At 60.5% G+C, this 15,904-nt stretch carries 14 protein-coding genes; 7 read left to right on the top strand and 7 right to left on the bottom strand.

Features of this window, described 5'->3' with window-relative positions; translation table 11 throughout:
- The first annotated feature begins 213 nt into the window (after positions 1-213).
- A complete protein-coding gene (locus tag JTP94_RS18640; protein ID WP_204851946.1) occupies positions 214-1,365 on the top strand; it encodes an ROK family transcriptional regulator in 1,152 nt (383 codons plus the stop codon).
- A 6-nt stretch (positions 1,366-1,371) separates the two neighbouring features.
- On the opposite strand, the gene JTP94_RS18635 is transcribed toward JTP94_RS18640, so the two are convergent.
- The 5 genes from JTP94_RS18635 to JTP94_RS18615 form a co-directional block, all read right to left on the bottom strand.
- Positions 1,372-2,382: an acyltransferase gene (locus tag JTP94_RS18635; protein WP_271024028.1), complete on the bottom strand. Its 1,011-nt coding sequence runs from the start codon at positions 2,380-2,382 to the stop codon at positions 1,372-1,374.
- A 425-nt stretch (positions 2,383-2,807) separates the two neighbouring features.
- Positions 2,808-4,436 carry an MFS transporter gene (locus JTP94_RS18630; protein WP_204851945.1) on the bottom strand — a complete coding sequence of 543 codons (1,629 nt, stop codon included), beginning with the start codon at positions 4,434-4,436 and terminating at the stop codon, positions 2,808-2,810.
- A gap of 255 nt (positions 4,437-4,691) precedes the next feature.
- Positions 4,692-4,877: a hypothetical protein gene (locus JTP94_RS18625; protein WP_204851944.1), complete on the bottom strand. Its 186-nt coding sequence runs from the start codon at positions 4,875-4,877 to the stop codon at positions 4,692-4,694.
- A 35-nt stretch (positions 4,878-4,912) separates the two neighbouring features.
- Positions 4,913-6,247, bottom strand: coding sequence for an FAD-binding oxidoreductase (locus JTP94_RS18620; protein WP_204851943.1), 1,335 nt, complete (start codon positions 6,245-6,247; stop codon positions 4,913-4,915).
- Positions 6,237-7,274, bottom strand: a complete 1,038-nt coding sequence (locus JTP94_RS18615) for a GntR family transcriptional regulator (protein ID WP_204851942.1) — start codon at positions 7,272-7,274, stop codon at positions 6,237-6,239. The genes JTP94_RS18620 and JTP94_RS18615 overlap by 11 nt, the downstream gene beginning before the upstream one ends.
- A gap of 253 nt (positions 7,275-7,527) precedes the next feature.
- Here JTP94_RS18615 and JTP94_RS18610 point away from each other — a divergent pair, with 253 nt between their 5' ends.
- The 3 genes from JTP94_RS18610 to JTP94_RS18600 all read left to right on the top strand — a co-directional run bounded on the left by JTP94_RS18610 (position 7,528) and on the right by JTP94_RS18600 (position 9,776).
- The gene (locus JTP94_RS18610; RefSeq protein WP_204851941.1) at positions 7,528-8,460 is read left to right on the top strand and encodes a M14 family metallopeptidase; all 933 of its coding nucleotides are present in this window, start codon (positions 7,528-7,530) and stop codon (positions 8,458-8,460) included.
- A gap of 180 nt (positions 8,461-8,640) precedes the next feature.
- Complete coding sequence (locus tag JTP94_RS18605) at positions 8,641-9,492, top strand: GNAT family N-acetyltransferase (protein ID WP_204851940.1); 852 nt, start codon at positions 8,641-8,643, stop codon at positions 9,490-9,492.
- A 143-nt stretch (positions 9,493-9,635) separates the two neighbouring features.
- On the top strand, positions 9,636-9,776 hold the full coding sequence (locus tag JTP94_RS18600; protein ID WP_204851939.1) for a hypothetical protein: 141 nt from the start codon (positions 9,636-9,638) through the stop codon (positions 9,774-9,776).
- An 18-nt stretch (positions 9,777-9,794) separates the two neighbouring features.
- Here JTP94_RS18600 and JTP94_RS18595 read toward each other — a convergent pair whose 3' ends face one another.
- Together JTP94_RS18595 and JTP94_RS18590 are read right to left on the bottom strand one after the other, a co-directional pair.
- Positions 9,795-10,715: a dihydrodipicolinate synthase family protein gene (locus JTP94_RS18595; RefSeq protein ID WP_204851938.1), complete on the bottom strand. Its 921-nt coding sequence runs from the start codon at positions 10,713-10,715 to the stop codon at positions 9,795-9,797.
- An 83-nt stretch (positions 10,716-10,798) separates the two neighbouring features.
- Positions 10,799-11,512: a FadR/GntR family transcriptional regulator gene (locus tag JTP94_RS18590; RefSeq protein ID WP_204851937.1), complete on the bottom strand. Its 714-nt coding sequence runs from the start codon at positions 11,510-11,512 to the stop codon at positions 10,799-10,801.
- Positions 11,513-11,724: 212 nt separating this feature from the next.
- Between JTP94_RS18590 and JTP94_RS18585 the strand changes: the two genes are divergently transcribed.
- From JTP94_RS18585 to JTP94_RS18575, 3 genes are all read left to right on the top strand, one after another.
- Entirely contained in the window at positions 11,725-13,668 is a 1,944-nt protein-coding gene (locus JTP94_RS18585) for an ABC transporter substrate-binding protein (protein WP_204851936.1), read from the top strand.
- A gap of 112 nt (positions 13,669-13,780) precedes the next feature.
- A complete protein-coding gene (locus tag JTP94_RS18580) occupies positions 13,781-14,767 on the top strand; it encodes an ABC transporter permease (RefSeq protein WP_204852324.1) in 987 nt (328 codons plus the stop codon).
- 9 nt (positions 14,768-14,776) lie between these two features.
- Positions 14,777-15,898: an ABC transporter permease gene (locus tag JTP94_RS18575; RefSeq protein ID WP_204851935.1), complete on the top strand. Its 1,122-nt coding sequence runs from the start codon at positions 14,777-14,779 to the stop codon at positions 15,896-15,898.
- Positions 15,899-15,904 lie beyond the last annotated feature (6 nt).

The following is a 15,904-nucleotide window of genomic DNA, read 5'->3' as shown; positions in this document are numbered from 1 at the left end:
GTCAGAGATCGTCGCAACGACGATAGCGTGCCTCCCAACACTCGGACAGCGTCCCTCTGCCATCCGTAAAATGCCGTCATCGCGGCTGGATTGGCCGTTCTTGATGAGGTAAGCAGGACCATTAAATTGGCGATTGAATTCGTCAGTTTGATAGAGCAGGACACCCCCTAGGCGGATTTCACACTTATAGTGTAAAATCAAAATGATCTTAAAATGAAGTATGATCCGTTAGACCATGTTGCTGCACATTTCTTGCGGGATTTGCAACCTAAACGGGTATCTTCCCGCAATGAACGCGACCTATTGCGGCTGATCTGGAAGTCTCCCGGGATTGAGCGTTCCGACCTGACCGAACCGCTCGACCTTACCCAGCAATCTCTGCACAGGATTGTCGCGCGGCTTCACGACCGAGGAATGATTGCTTTTTCCCAGTCAGAGGCCCGACGCCCTGGACCGCCCAGTCCGGAGCTAAGCCTGCAAAAGGATTGGTGCTTAACGCTCGGCATCTCCATAAATGTCGGTTCGATCGGCCTCTGCCTCATGGGATTCGGGGAACCCTTGGAGAACACGGAAATCCCACAGGCTGGGTCCTCGCTGTCCGAAGAGATGGACCGAATTGGCACGGCGGTCAAAGACATTCTCGCCCGCCGGAGCGCCAATCGGCGGGATGTCCTTGGCATTGGTCTTGCCGTCGCCGGTCACCGTATGCTGGAGACGGCGTTTAATTGCCCCCTACCGCTCGCCCATTGGTCACTGATCGACCTGGCACCTTTGCTTGGAGCAAAACTCGGCTTGCCGGTCTGGGTGGACAACGTCGCCAGAACAGCAGCTTTAGCGGAAGCAATCTTCGGTGTCGGCCGTGAGGTCGCGGATTTCGCTTATATTGCCCATCTTCATGGCTACGGCGGCGGGCTGGTTTCCGGAGGCATGCCATTTCGCGGCAGTTTCGGAAACGCGGGCGAATTTTCCGTTCTCTTTGGGCAACAGGACTACGAGGAGCGTCCTGCTCCTAGCCTGTTACTTAGACATCTTCACGCCAACGGCCGCCCGGACTTGACGCTGAAGGACTTGAAAAGCGAAGATTTGACGCAATTGCAGGGTGTTGCGGAGTGGGTCGACCGCGTCGCACCGGCGCATAATCGCACCATCAATGCGCTCTGCGCGGTATTTGACCCGGCTTTGATCGTCCTTGGTGGTGAACTCCCGCATTCACTGGCAAGAATGCTCATCGAACGGACTGAAATTAATAATCTACCTCGGCATGGCGCCTTACGCGACGTCCCCAAGCTTGCCGTGGCGGAGGTAATTGATGCCCCTGGCGCAATCGGAGCGGCATTGATCCCTCTATTCGAGACCGTCTTGTGACCGGCTTCACCCTTTTGCGTCAGCTGCGCTCGCCGGTTGTGGGCGTACCAATCGCGTTTTTCGGAGTATCGGGCGCTCTATGTACAGGTGACAGACGATCGCAAAGGCCAGCGAACCCAATGCGATAAACGCTGGCTGTGCAGCGTGCGGCACCCCGACGCGCAACAGCAGCGCTGTTACCATGATGCCGGTGAGCACGTGCCAAACGTAAATGGAATAAGAGGCGTCCCCCAGGAAATGCAGGAATGCCAGTTTGGGAACGCTTCGCTCCCGCTCTGCGAAAACAGCGCCCGACAACAGCAGCACTGCCGGTACACCCCAGCGAACCGCCCGGTCGACATGCACCATCAGGTCACTCGCCAGCAGCAGCACGAATCCGGCGATCATCAAGCCGATGGCGGCGCGAAAAGGCAGCCGAAAGCCTTGCTTCCACAAGCGCCCGATGACGATGCCGGCGGCAAATTCAAGAATGACCGGCTCCGAGAAAACACGAACATAGCTGAAGGGCAGCAGGTAATGCACGATGACGACGGTCACCATAGCCGCGATCATGAACCAAAACCGCCTGAGCTCCGGCAGAAGCAATGAAATGGAAAAGATGAGATAGAAGAACATCTCGTAGGACAAGGTCCATCCCTGCTCGACAACGGGATGCAGTGCTTCGTCCCTCATGATGGGCAAGAAAAACAGCGAGCCGATCAAATTGCCGATGCTCAAATCCGTGTTGAAGAAGAACTGCGGTTTCAACACGGCCACGACGAATGTTATCGCCGTCGCAATCCAGTAAAGCGGCACTATTCTGATCAGCCGGCGCAACATGAATTCTCGCGGACCGACCGGTCTTCCCTCGGTCGCCACCCACATGATAAAGCCGCTGATGACGAAGAATATATCGACACCCGCCGCTCCGACCTTGAATTCCAGGCCGTATGTCTCGCTGACATGGAAGCAAAGGACGGAGATCGCGGCGATGGCCCGCAGATATTGAATGCTTGTGATGTCGTTGCCGATTTTCAAGACGGTGCCTCGCGGGACTGGAATGCCATCGCCGACGCCTGCCGGCCGGTTTAGCGATAGAACGAGTCGAAAGGCCGGGCACTCATGCTGAATGGCTTGGAGGGCACGGCCGGCCAAATGTCACCGTGACACCAATTTCAGTGAATATAGATGATATCCCGCCGGTTTCGTGACAGAAATCGGGCATCTGTCGAAAAGTTGGTTTTGTCATCGGCGCGAATGACTGTGAACAAGTATTGCGGAATGACCCCGGTCACCTCAGCAAAAACAATTGCTTATCGCGCGTATTTGCTTCGTCACGCGGTAGAAAACAGCTCTGCCAGCCTGTCGGGAAAACCGTAGCCTGTCATTGCTCCATCAGCGCCCCGCTCCGACTCTAAATCGAGAGATAGACCGCCTTGGCGGATCTAACCTGACGTCACCGGTCAGGTTGCATCAAGATAAGGCTTCAGAGGCATGTCATCATGCCTGGGCACGGTTTGTCGTTCGATCATGTGGTGAATCGTGGGCGGTTGTTCTCCGCGATGCAGTCCACGCAAGCGTTCTGCGATCTCGACATCCGCGTGCGTCTGGCGCTGATTGTGGCGAACATAATCGATCCAGGTTGGCAGATGGTAGCTCTCCGTCCAGACGTTCGGCTTTTCCAGATCGCGCAGCAATGACCACTGCTTGGCACCGTCCCGGATTCTCATCCTGCGCCGCTCGGCCATAACGGCCAGAAACTCTGGTATGCCCTCCTGATCGATATTGTAATCTACCATGACGAGGATCGGGCCGCTCCTGGAGCGCAGGTCAAGCTGCAGTTGTGGTTCGCTGAAGCTGTTCGTCGGATCAAGATTGAGCGATTCAAAATCCGGTTGGCGCAACAGAAGACCAAGCAGGCCGCCCACTCCAAGAGCGGCGCTTGCGATGAAGAGCGCACCTGTGACGCCATGCTGGTCGGCCAGTTCACCCCAGAGCCAACTTCCTGCTGCCATACCCCCGAAAGTCGCTGTCTGGTAGAGCGACAGGGCACGACCGACAACCCAGCGCGGCGTGGAAAGCTGAACCGTGACGTTGAACAGGGAGAAGGCTTGTACCCAAGCCACGCCTGCGGGCATGAGCAGCAGGCAACTCAGCCATAGCTGATGGCTGAGGGCCAGGAGGAAGCAGCTGACGGCCAGCGTGAAGAATGCCCCGCGGATGACCCATTCATTGCTCAGGAGATCGCGAATGCGGCCGATCAGGAGCGCGCCACAGATCGCGCCGAACCCGAAGAAGCCGAGCATGATGCCGTAGGTAATAGCGGTGCCATGCACATGGTCGCGCGCGACGAGAGGCAACAGCGCCAGAATGACGATCGCCGACAGGCCAAACGCGAAACCGCGGCACATCACCTTGAGAAGGTTCGGGGACATCAGGACATAGCGGAATCCAGCCGACATCGCGCTGCCGAAAGGCTCGCGCGGCAGCGCATTGCGAGAGGGAGCATTCTTCCAGCGCCATAACGCGAAAATAAGGGCGAAATAACAGAAGACGTTGAAGAGAAACGCGAAGGCCGCGCCCGCCGCCGCAACGATGATGCCGCCGATCGCCGGCCCGATGCTGCGCATCAGATTGTAGCTCATGCTGTTGAGCGCAACAGCGCCCGGCAGGTGATCGCGAGGCACGACATCACCCATAGAGGCTTGCCATGACGGGTTGTGCAGGGCGCCGCCACAGCCGATCAGGAATGTGAGGCTGAGAAGCAGCCAGGGCGTCAAAGCATTGCTATAAGAAAGCACGGCCAGCGTCGCGGATACGCACAGCATCAACATCTGCGCGATCAGCATGATCCGTCTTCGGTCATAATTGTCGGCCAGCGCCCCGGCCGCGAGTGAGAAGATCATGACCGGCAGGGTGGTGGAAGACTGGACCAACGCCACCATGCCATGGGATGTGGCAAGGCTAGTCATGAGCCAGGCGGCACCGACACCTTCGACCAGTCCGCCAAGATTGGAGACGAGCGTTGCCGACCAGAGCGAGCGAAATGTCTTGGACTGGAAGGCGACGAGCGGAGAGGTTCTCTTAGGCATGTCGGCTTTTCTTCATGGGATTTCTTGTGTGACCGGCCAGCGGCGATTCTCGAACACCGGGCGCGGCCGAGTCAATTATAAGCCTATAGTGATTTGCTAATTTCTCAAACAATCTTAGAATAATATTCTCACCGATAGATTCCGGTTCATGCCCATGCGAGGATCATGCCCCGATGGCGACCGTCCGTGGGCACCACGTCGCTGCCTTCTTTGTCGGCGAATTCCGCAAAAAACGGATTTGCTCTGCCGTGACCATCACGTCGATCGCCACTGTTTGGCTAATCGGTCCACCATGACCGCATCGGCGATCGGACAGCAGAAATAGGCAGCGCCGTCAGGCGGGCGCAGGAGCTCGATGCGACCGGGACACTCGACATATTTACCATGGATCCAGTGCCCGATTGGCAGCGCGACGCCACTGGGGTCGAATGATCTCGTCATGGCCTCTCCTCATCAGCGTTCAGTCAGTGAACGGCTCACATCATCCCAGCTGGCCGGATGGCGGTGCCGTCGCTGAAGCGGCTTAACCTGTAGGGCGCCGGATCGACGAAAGGCCTTTCGTTGAGAACGAGCTCGCTGGCGAGGCGTCCGGCGCCGGGTCCGATGCCGAAGCCGTGGCCACTGAAACTGGAGGCAATGACGAGGCCGGCCACTGTGTCGACCTTCGATATGACCGGAATCAGATCGGGCGACGTATCGATCATTCCGCCCCAGGAACGAGCAACACCGATGCCTCTAAGAGCCGGGAACTCCTTCACGGCAGTTATCAAGGCTTGCTTGACCAGCTGGGCGTCCGGCGCCGGGTCCAATATCCGTATTTTCTCGAACGGCGATATCTGATCATTGTCCCAGCCGCCCCAAGCCTCGGGGCCGTTCCAGAAACGGCTATTCAACCTATATTTGAGTTTCTTCGCGATCTTGCTGCGATACATCTGATAGAATTTGGTCGCGTAGCGCATGCCTTGCGGGGCGATGCTGACCGTTCCATGGCCGGGAACGGCAAGCGTATAGGTTCCATCGATGCGTCGACGAAGTGCAAGATCCGAAACGTGGGCGCAGCCCGCGCCGAGGACATCGGGAGCAGCCGTCGTCTGCAACGCCGTGCCGCCAATGTTTGCGGCCGGAAGATCGATTCCGTGACGGCGGCAGAAACGGGAAGTCCAGGCACCGCCGGCGCAGACGACCGCGCTCGCCTTGATCAGGCCACGCTCCGTCCAAACCCCTGCCACTTGCCCGTTGGTAATCTCCAGGCCGCGAGCGGCGCAATTCTGATGCAGCGAGACGCCGATCTGCTTGGCGCCTTCGGCGATGGCTGGAGCGGCCAGTCTCGGCTCGGCCTTGCCATCGGTGGGCGACCACACGCCTCCGAGCCAGGACGAACTGCTGACGGGCGAGCGCTCCTTCATTTCGGCCGCGGTGAGGATTTGGCTGCGGAACCCCTGTTCCCGCGCCGCTGCGCCCCACTTCTCCCAGCGGTCCAGGTCGGCCTGATCGCGGGTACAGTATAGGATGCCGGCGCGTCGAAAACCGAGGTCGCGACCCAATTCCGGTCCGAGCTCTTCCCATCGCCGTAAGCTGTACATGGCCAGCGGCAACTCATACGGGTCGCGGTTTTGCTGCCGGACCCATCCCCAATTGCGGCTCGATTGCTCACCGCCGACGATTCCCTTGTCGATCAGCGCAACGGACGCTCCCTTGCGGGCAAGCTCATAGGCAGTGGATACGCCGACGATACCTGCTCCGATCACGACGACATCCACTTCGCTGGGGAAGTTCGGACTGTCGGAAACTTCTTCGACATCAGTCGGCATGGCTTTTGGGTTCCTTTCCAGAAGTACGTGGACGAGAGATGGGGGCAGCGCCTTCGACCAGGGGGCGAAGAAGCCGCTCGATGTCGCCGGGGTCGGGGGTGTGTCGATATTCGATGGCGGGCACGCCTGGTGGAAGCAGGTCCAAGACCGCTTCGGCACCGGAGGAATAGACAACGACGTCGTTGTGAGTGAGCGCCGCCCCCAACTCCTCGCTGTCGACCATCGCCGCGTTGAGCACTGCGACATGGGGTGCGAACCGGCGAACACCGGAGCTCAAAATCGGCAGGAAGTCCGGGAAGAGCGATACGGCGATGACGCGGGCGCGGGGATCGATCGACGCGAGCGCGCGGCGCGTTTCCTCCGACGGGATTAAGCCGATCGCCACGACGCGCTGCCCCGGAAGCAGAGCCGACACCTCCCGCTGGAGCACGAGCGAGGCCACGACAAAGTCGGCAGCGGCGGCGCGGTGAAGCGCGCCTTGGTCCTTGGTGAGTGCGTCGAAGGTGACAGGCTCGATCATCACGCCCGAGCCGAGTATCGAGGTGGCCACTCGAGCATAGGCTGCGGTGGTATGGGCGAAGTTGCCGACCATCACCACCTGCCAGGTTCGCCCGCAGCCGCTCCTCGCGGTCAAGCGCGTCGCGATCAGTCCTGCGATGTCACTGTTGCTCAGGCCCAGAGCCAGGCCCTGATCCAGGACTGCGTCCACACGTCTGTGAAAGTCCTGAAGGCGATGGTCGATTGGGTCCGCGGGGTGAGCGACGAACGTGCCAGAGCCCGCCCGCCCCTCGATGAGCCCGGCCTCTTTTATCTCGCGGTAGACCTGGACGATCGTCATCGGCGCCACGCCGGTCTCGTCGGCCAGATCGCGCACGGACGGAAGGCGATCGCCCGGCTTCAGGTCGCCAGACGAAATTCCCCATTGAATCAAGCCCCGCAATTGGACGCCAAGGGGTACGGGCAGATCGCGGTCGAGGACGAGGCGGATCGGATTCTGTGTTTTCATTGTTACATGATAATAGAACAATCTCGAGCCCGTCAACGACGAAGCGCCTAGGGCATGATATATTCTCACTACGTTTCTTCGATCACTTGCGTTGACAGATCGCCAATTGATACATAATCGTTATAAAAAATTATAACAGATGAGAACCCTTCCAGCATGACAAAATTCCTTCGAGCCGCTGCCGTCGCAGGGAGTTTTGTCTGGCCCGCCGCTATCGCCGTCAGGCCACCGTCACCTCATCGATTTCGGCATATCCGCCAGCTAGGAGACCAGCATGCAAAACCTACCCGAACTTAAGACCGGGCGCCCACGCACGGAGCAGGGATTCCTGCGCCCGATACCTGAGATCGAGATTCCCTTCGGCCTTGTTGAAGGGGCTAAGCCAGGGCCGTGCCTCATTGTCACCGCAGGCGTCCATGCTTCGGAATATTGTTCAATCGAGGCCGCGGTCCGCCTGATGCGCACCGATCCGCAGAAGCTCCGCGGGACCCTTCTTGTTCTCCCGATCCTCAATGTGACGGGGTTCCGCGCGCGCAGCATCTACGTGATGCCGGAAGATGGCAACAACCTGAACCGTATGTTTCCCGGGCGGCCGGACGGCAGCGTGAGCGAGCGGCTTGCACACTGGCTCGTGACCGAGGTATTCCCGAAGGCGGACGCCTATCTCGACCTGCACGGCGGTGACATGAGCGAGAGCCTGACGCCCTTCACGATCTATCCTGGCGGCCACGCGCCGTCCGAGGCGCTAGCCGCCGTCTTTGGGCTGCCGATCGCGGTTGGATCGCAATCGAGGGGCAACACGATCAGCGCGGCCGGCGCGCTTGGCATCCCGAGCGTGCTTGTCGAGATCGGCTGCAATGGCCTTTGGAATGAAGCCGAGGTTACGGCCATGATGGACGGCATCGGGCGCGTCATGGGCCACATGCAAATGATCGAAAGCGCCTCCACTCCCGCCGCCGCCCCGCGGCTCATGACGATGACTGTGCCGCTCGCACCCGCGTCGGGCCTTTGGTACAGCGCCAAGCGCCTGTCCGATCCGATCGCAGCCGGCGAAAAGCTCGGCGAAATTCGCGACGTGTTCGGCACCGTGCTGGCGACGATCGTGGCCGAAAAGCCAGGTGAAGTCCTTTACCAGCTCACCACTCTTGCGGTGAACGCCGGCGAGGCGCTTGTCGGCATCGGTATTCCGGTCGAGACGACGGCCTGACGGGAAGCAGCCCCTCGTCGGCCCGCCTCCGACAATGATCTTGCACCCGGAGCACGCAGCCGCCAGCACGTGCTCCGGGTGAACATGCATATGCCAAGAGAGTCGCGAATAGGGTCAGGGACGATGACACGGCAATGCGACGAGCCACGGGGCGAGATCCGACTTGAAGAAAGAGAGACTATGCTGAACCCCATATCCTTCTCCCTGCGCGCCCTTGCGGCCTCGGATATCCAAGCCACCCACGCCTTGTCCCAAGCCGTGGGCTGGACACATCGACTGGCGGATTGGGACCTTCTGCAAAGGATCGGCCGCGGTCATGTCGCTGCGGACGACCGAGGGTCCGTGCGCGGCATCGCCATGTGGTGGCCCCAAGGTCGCAACTTCGCCACGCTTGGCATGGTGATCGTCGCGCCGGAACTGCAGCGATCCGGCATCGGACGGCGCCTGATGGCCAAGGTCCTCGAAGATATCGGGCCGCGACGTATCCAGCTTGTTGCGACCCGTGAGGGGCAAGCTCTTTATGACAGCCTCGGATTCGATGTCACGGGCGGGATCACGCAGCGCAGCGGTATTCTCGATGCCGGTGCCGAGCCTGCGGTCATCGGCACTGCCGTGAGATCATTTGAAGCAGGGGATCTCGCGGCGATCCACGCTCTTGATTTCGGCGCATCTGGCGTTGACCGAAGCGACGTGCTTGCGGGGCTGCTCCCTGTGTCTGAAGGTTTCGTCGCAGATCGAAACGGCCTGCTCACCGGCTATGCGCTGTGCCGCGACTTCGGGCGGGGACGCGTCGTCGGCCCGATCGTCGCCGACGACGAGGATACCTCGCTCGCCCTGCTCTCGACCGCCATGGTCAAGACCGGCGGCTTCCTTCGTGCCGATGTTCCTTCTGACGCCGCGCGGCTGATCGATTGGCTGGAGCGCGCGGGTTTGCGACAGGGAGGCGCGGCACAGGTCATGCAGCGCGGGCCGGCAGCGCCGATAGCCGATGGCCCGCGTATTTTCGGTCTCGCTTCTCAGGCGCTAGGATGACCGGGCGTGACCCAAATGCCGGAATCAATCGACCGGACACGCGTGGTGGCCCCTGCACGACACTCTGATGTTGGCGACACCGCAACTTTGCTGAGAGGATCCGCATCCCCCTTTGTCAGTTACTACCCTTGCGAGCAAGCGACATGACCGACGAGAAAATCCTCGCCCGCCTTGTTTCCTTTACATCGGTCGTCGGCCAGCCGAACCGGGCGATCGTCGAATGGATCGCGAGCTATGCCGAAGGGTGCGGTGCACATACCGCTATACTCAACGCAAACATATAAACGGCTCAACCCTGGGCCTTAGAGGGTAAATGCATCGCCCGTCTCCTGCCAATCACGAAGCAGCGCGAACAACTCCTCGCGATCCTTCTGATCGAGGCGCGGCAATCCCGGAACGCGGACGGAGCCGACATCAAGGCCGGAATAGGTAACCGCCTCCTTGACGACGGTGACGTTGGCACCGTTGCGGAACTTCGTGCGCATGCGCTCGAAGGGCTCGAGCTTGCTCACGATCGCGCGCGCTCCGGCGAAATCGCCCTTGGCCAAAGCCGCATGCACGGCAAGCGACAACTTTGGCGCGACGTTGACGAGGCCGGAGGTGAAGCCGCGCGCTCCGGCTGCCGCAAAGCTCGGCGCCCAGCTTTCGGCGAGACCGCAGACGAGGAGCGCACCGTTCGGATCGGACGCCGCAATCGCCCTTGAAAGCAGCATCAGATCCGTCGTGGCGAATTTGATGCCGACGATGTTGCCATGACCGGCCAAGCGAACCATGTCGTCGACGCTGAAGCCGTCAGCCCGGACATAGGCGACCAGCGGCAACGGCGAGGCTTCCGCCAGGTTGCGAAAATAGTCGATCTGCGAAGCGGGTGCGGCGAAAGGGTCCACCGGCTGATGCGACATGACGGCGGTAGCGCCGATCGATACCGCGTCCTTGGCCATGCGGATCGCCTCGTGCAGGGAGCGACCGATCGCCGCCGTCACCGGCGCCTTGCCGTCGACGCCCGATATGGCGGCTTCGTGGACGCGGCGGATCTCTTCCGGCGTCAGCGCATAGAACTCGCCGGTATTTCCGGCCGCAACGATATTGTGAATGCCGGCAGCGGCGACACGCTTGTAGACCTGAGCGGTCACACGTGGCTCGACCTCGCCGTTTCCATCATAGGCCGTCACGGGGACTCCGGACACACCGGTCAACGCCTGGCGCATGGTTGCAATACTCATCGTCCTACCCTTTACCTCTTCATCGTCAATCGAAGCGCCAGGAGGGCGTCGACCGCCTCACCTTCGTCGCCTCCAACATCCATTCAAACGCCCTGGAACATACGGGCGCGCGCATTCAATATGTGCCTCTTCATGGCATCATGGGCCTCGGTCTCCTGCCGCGCAAAAATCGCCTGGACGATCACCGCATGCTCGTCCTGGACGCTGCGGATCTGCTCGGGCGTGCGCTTGAGGCTGAGGCTCCGGGTCACTGAATGCCCAATGGCGAAATGCGGCCTGAACCATTCGCGAACGGTGATGTGAAACTGATTGCCGGTCGCGATCGCAATGGCATCGTGCAGCTCCTGATCCTCCTCGGCACCAAGCCTGCCTTCACGAAGACATTGCTCGATCTTCTGGAGCGCCGCCGTGATGCGCTCCTTGTCGTCCGGCTGCCAGTTGCGCGCGGCAAGCTCGGCCGCCTCGGCTTCAAGCCCGGCGCGGAATTCGAAGAAGCGCTGGACATCGGCGAGCGATCCCACAGGCACCATGTTCAAGACCGACGAATCCGGCCGCTGCCGGACATAAGAACCCGAGCCCTTGCGAGAGACGATCAGTCCATCCGTGCGCAAGCGCTCAAGGGCATCGCGCACCACCGGCCTTGAAGCACCGAACATTTCGGCAAGCTTGGCTTCCGACGGCAGGCGTTCGTTCACCGGGAACTTTCCATCGGCGATCATGGCGACAATCCTCTCGTAGATGATGTCGCCGAAGCGGGTCGGGACCGCGCTGGTTTCGTTGGCGACAGAGAGTTTCATGATCGTCCTTCTTGAGGCTGCCTGACGGCAAGCAATGACGCACTTCCTGCGCGCTAGGGCTATATAATCTGTAAATATCTGTCAACTCTTGTAATTATCTGAGAACGAATTTATGGTCGTGCCGCTGCACCAGGAAGGTGCATTGCGACGGGTTGGGAGCTTGTCGCACCGGTTCAGACAAAGTCGTGCCGGCGTTCAACGGGAGGGATTCGATGCGCGATAAAATATTGTCTCGCGGCGTGAGCAGGCGCGCCGTGCTGGGCGGCATGGCGGGAATGGCAGCCTTGTCTCTGGCCGGCCGTGTCAGCGCTGCCGACGGCGGCGAGGCTCCGGCACTGGCGCAACTCGTCAAGGACGGCAAACTGCCGGCGCTCGCCGACCGCTTGCCGAAGAAGCCCATGGTCGTCACCCCTTACGAAAAGGTCGGAACCTATGGCGGCACGCTGCGGCGCGGCCTCAGGGGTTCGTCTGATCATAACGGCATTCTGCGCATGGTGGGCAACCAGAGCCTGGTGCGCTGGAACCTCGACTTCACCGAGGTCCTGCCCAACCTTGCCGAACGCTGGGACGTCAACGCCGACGCCTCGCAGTTCACCTTCCACCTGATCCAGGGAGCGCGCTGGTCGGACGGCCATCCGTTTACCGCCGACGACGTCGTTTTCGCGATCGAGGATTGCGTCAAGAACACCGATCTCTACAGCGCGACGCCGGCACAACTCTCCGTCGCCGGCAACGCGGTCGATGTCACGAAGATCGACGACTACACGGTGAAATTCACCTTCGCGGCACCCAACGCGCTCTATCTGGAAAACCTCGCGACCCCGCTTGGCCAGCATCCGACGCTGTTTCCCAAGCACTACTGCAGCCAGTTCCTGCCCAAATATAATCCGAATGTTGCCGACGACGCCAAGAAGGCGGGCTCCAACAGCTGGCCCGAACTTTTCCGCGCCCGCTGCGGCGATATCGAGATCCCGTCGCGCTGGGGCAATCCGGACAAGCCGACGCTCGATCCCTGGGTCATCAAGGAGCCCTATACCGGTGGTGCCACGCGCGTCGTCATGACCCGCAACCCATTCTTCTGGCAGGTCGACACCGCCGGCAACCAGCTTCCCTATGTCGATGAGATCAACTTCGGCATTTCGCAGGACGTGGAATCGCTGATGCTGAATGTCATCTCCGGCAAGATCGATATCCAGGAGCGCCATATCAGCGTGCTGGCGAACAAACCGACGCTGTCGCAAAACATGAAGAAAGGCGACTATCGCCTTCTGACCCTCATCCCCTCGACCTCGCAGCAGTGCCAGATCTACTTCAACATCACCCACAAAGATCCGGCCATGCGCAAGATGTTTGCCGACAAGTCGGTCCGGCAGGCGCTCTCGCTCGGCATCAACCGGCAGGAGATAATCGACATCGTCTATTTCAGTCAGAGCCAGGGTTATCAGGCGGGACCTCGGCCGGAACATCCCTGGTATAATGAAAAGCTCGCGCGCCAGTTCACCGACTACGATCCCGACAAGGCCGGCGCCATGCTCGATCAGGCGGGTTACGACAAGAAGGATGCGAACGGCTTTCGCCTGAGGCCCGACGGCCAGAAGGTCTTCTTTGCTGTCGACGTCATTCCGACCCTCTATCCCGATCTTGTCGACGCGCTGGAGCTCGTCAAGGCGCATTGGGCGCAGATCGGCGTCGACATGAAGGTCAACACGATCGAGCGGGCGCTCTACTATACACGCGGCGACGACAATGCTCATGATGCCCAGGTCTGGCCGGGGCCTGGCGGCCTCGACCCCATGCTCGATCCGCGTGATTTCTTCGCCTTCCATCCGCAGGGCTCGCGCTACGCCATCCCCTGGTCGGTCTGGTACACCTCGAATGGCAAGCAGGGCGAGGAGCCGCCGGAAAGCCAGAAGAAGCGCATGAAGCTGTTCGACGAAGCGCGCTCGACGGCTGACCTCAATAAACGCGGCGCCGTCATGAAGCAGATCTTCGACATCGCGGCTGATGAATTCGAGACGGTCGGGCTCTGCCTTGCCGTCGGTGGCTTCGGCATCATCCGCAACAATCTGCGCAACGTCCCGGAAAAGCAGCCGGACAGCTGGTCCTGGCCCAATCCCGGGCCGGCCATGCCGCAGCAATTCTTCTTCACAAGCTGATCGAGCCGGTCCGGCGCCGTCCAAAGGGCGGCGCTTTCCCATACGCGGAGCTGCCTAAAGTGTCGGAACGGTTCCGAGATGCTGACAGCAGCGCTTAATGCGAGAAATAGCCATGCTGGTCTTCATCGGAAAACGCCTGTTGTGGATGATCCCATCCCTCTTCGCCATCAGCTTCCTCGCCTTCGTGCTGATCCAGCTACCGCCCGGCGATTATGTGACGACCTACATCGCAACGCTCGCCTCTTCCAACGAGGTCGTCGACCAGAATACGGCGGCGCAACTGCGCGAACGCTTCGGCCTCGATCAGCCGATGTTCATCCAATATCTCAAATGGATGTGGGGCATTCTTTCGCGCGGCGATTTCGGCATTTCCTTCGAATGGCAGCAGCCGGTCTCCGGTCTCATCTGGGAGCGCATGGCGCTGACACTCATCCTTGCACTCGCAGCCCTGATCGCCACCTGGGCGATCGCACTGCCGATCGGCGTCTATTCCGCCGTCAAGAAATACTCGATCGGCGATTATGTCTTCACTGCCTTCACCTTTCTCGGCCTCGCCGTCCCGTCCTTCCTGCTGGCGCTGGTGCTGATGTATGTCGCCGCCGTGGAATTCGGCCAGGATGTGGGCGGCCTGTTTTCCTCAGAATATGAGACCGCGCCCTGGAGCATCGCCAAGATGCTGGACCTGTTGTCGCATCTCTGGCTGCCCGTCATCATTCTCGCCGTCTCCTCGACGGCAAGCCTTATCCGCGTCATGCGCGCCAACATGCTCGATGAGTTGCCGAAACCCTATGTGACGACGGCGCGGGCAAAGGGTCTGTCGGAGTTCAGGCTGCTGGTGAAATACCCACTGCGCATCGCGCTCAATCCATTCATCTCGACGATCGCCTGGCTGCTGCCCAACCTCATTTCCGGCTCGGTGGTCGTGGCGATCGTCCTCAACCTGCCGACCGCAGCACCTCTGCTGCTACAGGCCCTGATGGCACAGGACATGTATCTGGCCGGCGCCTTCGTGCTCCTGATCTGCGCATTGACGCTGGTCGGCTCGCTCATCAGCGACATCCTGCTTGCCCTCGTCGATCCCCGCATACGGTTGGAATAGGAGCAGCCCATGGCCGACATCGCCGTCACAAACCTGCGCCCCGATCGCGCTGCGGTGGCCTCGCAATGGCAGCTGATCTGGTGGGCATTCCGCCGCCACCGGCTCGCCATGGTCGCCCTCATCGTCACCGTATTGATGTACATCGTCGCCCTCGTTCCAGGGTTCTTCGCCATCAACGATCCCACTCTGCAGAATGCGCGGGCAACCTTCCATCCGCCGCAGAGGGTGCATTTCATCGACACCGACAACGGCTTCTCCATCGGCCTGCATTACTACCCGCTGAAGCTTACCCGCGATCCGGAAACGCTGGCGGCGATCTTCAAGGAGGATACGACCAAGCGGGTCTCCATTAGCCTGTTCGGACGCGGCTACGACTATTCGGTGCTGGGCCTCTTTACGACCAACATCCACCTGCTGGCATCCTCCGACAAATCGACGCCCCTCCTTCTGTTCGGGGCAGACCGGCTCGGGCGCGACGTCTTCAGCCGTACCATACAGGGCGCCCAGATCTCGCTGTCGATCGGGCTTGTCGGCGTCTTCTTCTCACTGCTGCTCGGTATCGTTCTCGGTGGCATCTCAGGCTATTACGGCGGCAAGCTCGATTTCTTCATCCAGCGCCTGATCGACTTCGTCCTGTCGCTGCCGACAATCCCGATCTGGCTCGCCATGGCGGCCGCACTGCCGCAGGGCTGGCCGGCCGCTCTTCAATATATGATGATCACCATCATCCTGTCGTTGACGGGCTGGGCACAGCTTGCCCGCGTGGTGCGCGGCCGCTTCCTGTCGCTGCGCACGGAAGAATTCGTGGCAGCCGCCAGGCTGGACGGCGCCAGCGAAGGACGCATCATTTTCCGCCATATGCTGCCGAGTTTCGCCAGCCACATCATCGCTTCCATCACGCTTGCCGTGCCGGCGATGATCCTCGCCGAAACATCCCTCTCCTTCCTGGGGCTCGGCCTGCAGCCACCGACCATCTCCTGGGGGGTGCTGCTGCGCGAAGCGCAGAACATCCGATCGATCGCCACGGCACCATGGCTGTTCCTGCCTGGTGTCGCCGTCGTCATCGCCGTCATGGCGTTGAACCTTCTCGGCGATGGCCTGCGCGATGCAGCCGATCCCTACAACAAATGAGGCGGG

The sequence above is a fragment of the Martinezella lusitana genome (genome assembly GCF_016901135.1).
Classification (GTDB): Bacteria; Pseudomonadota; Alphaproteobacteria; order Rhizobiales; family Rhizobiaceae; genus Rhizobium; species Rhizobium lusitanum_D.
The sequence above is the reverse complement of the archived record's forward strand: the minus strand, read 5'-3'. Positions and strand labels throughout refer to the sequence as shown.

What these genes read in the sequence shown, in the direction of transcription:
- JTP94_RS18595 (WP_204851938.1), bottom strand. Translation starts at nt 10,715, where the DNA reads ATGAGTATTGCAACCATGCGCCAGGCGTTGACCGGTGTGTCCGGAGTC.
- JTP94_RS18640 (WP_204851946.1), top strand. Translation starts at nt 214, where the DNA reads ATGAAGTATGATCCGTTAGACCATGTTGCTGCACATTTCTTGCGGGAT.
- JTP94_RS18610 (WP_204851941.1), top strand. Translation starts at nt 7,528, where the DNA reads ATGCAAAACCTACCCGAACTTAAGACCGGGCGCCCACGCACGGAGCAG.
- JTP94_RS18590 (WP_204851937.1), bottom strand. Translation starts at nt 11,512, where the DNA reads ATGAAACTCTCTGTCGCCAACGAAACCAGCGCGGTCCCGACCCGCTTC.
- JTP94_RS18575 (WP_204851935.1), top strand. Translation starts at nt 14,777, where the DNA reads ATGGCCGACATCGCCGTCACAAACCTGCGCCCCGATCGCGCTGCGGTG.
- JTP94_RS18585 (WP_204851936.1), top strand. Translation starts at nt 11,725, where the DNA reads ATGCGCGATAAAATATTGTCTCGCGGCGTGAGCAGGCGCGCCGTGCTG.
- JTP94_RS18620 (WP_204851943.1), bottom strand. Translation starts at nt 6,247, where the DNA reads ATGCCGACTGATGTCGAAGAAGTTTCCGACAGTCCGAACTTCCCCAGC.
- JTP94_RS18580 (WP_204852324.1), top strand. Translation starts at nt 13,781, where the DNA reads ATGCTGGTCTTCATCGGAAAACGCCTGTTGTGGATGATCCCATCCCTC.
- JTP94_RS18630 (WP_204851945.1), bottom strand. Translation starts at nt 4,436, where the DNA reads ATGCCTAAGAGAACCTCTCCGCTCGTCGCCTTCCAGTCCAAGACATTT.
- JTP94_RS18605 (WP_204851940.1), top strand. Translation starts at nt 8,641, where the DNA reads ATGCTGAACCCCATATCCTTCTCCCTGCGCGCCCTTGCGGCCTCGGAT.
- JTP94_RS18600 (WP_204851939.1), top strand. Translation starts at nt 9,636, where the DNA reads ATGACCGACGAGAAAATCCTCGCCCGCCTTGTTTCCTTTACATCGGTC.
- JTP94_RS18625 (WP_204851944.1), bottom strand. Translation starts at nt 4,877, where the DNA reads ATGACGAGATCATTCGACCCCAGTGGCGTCGCGCTGCCAATCGGGCAC.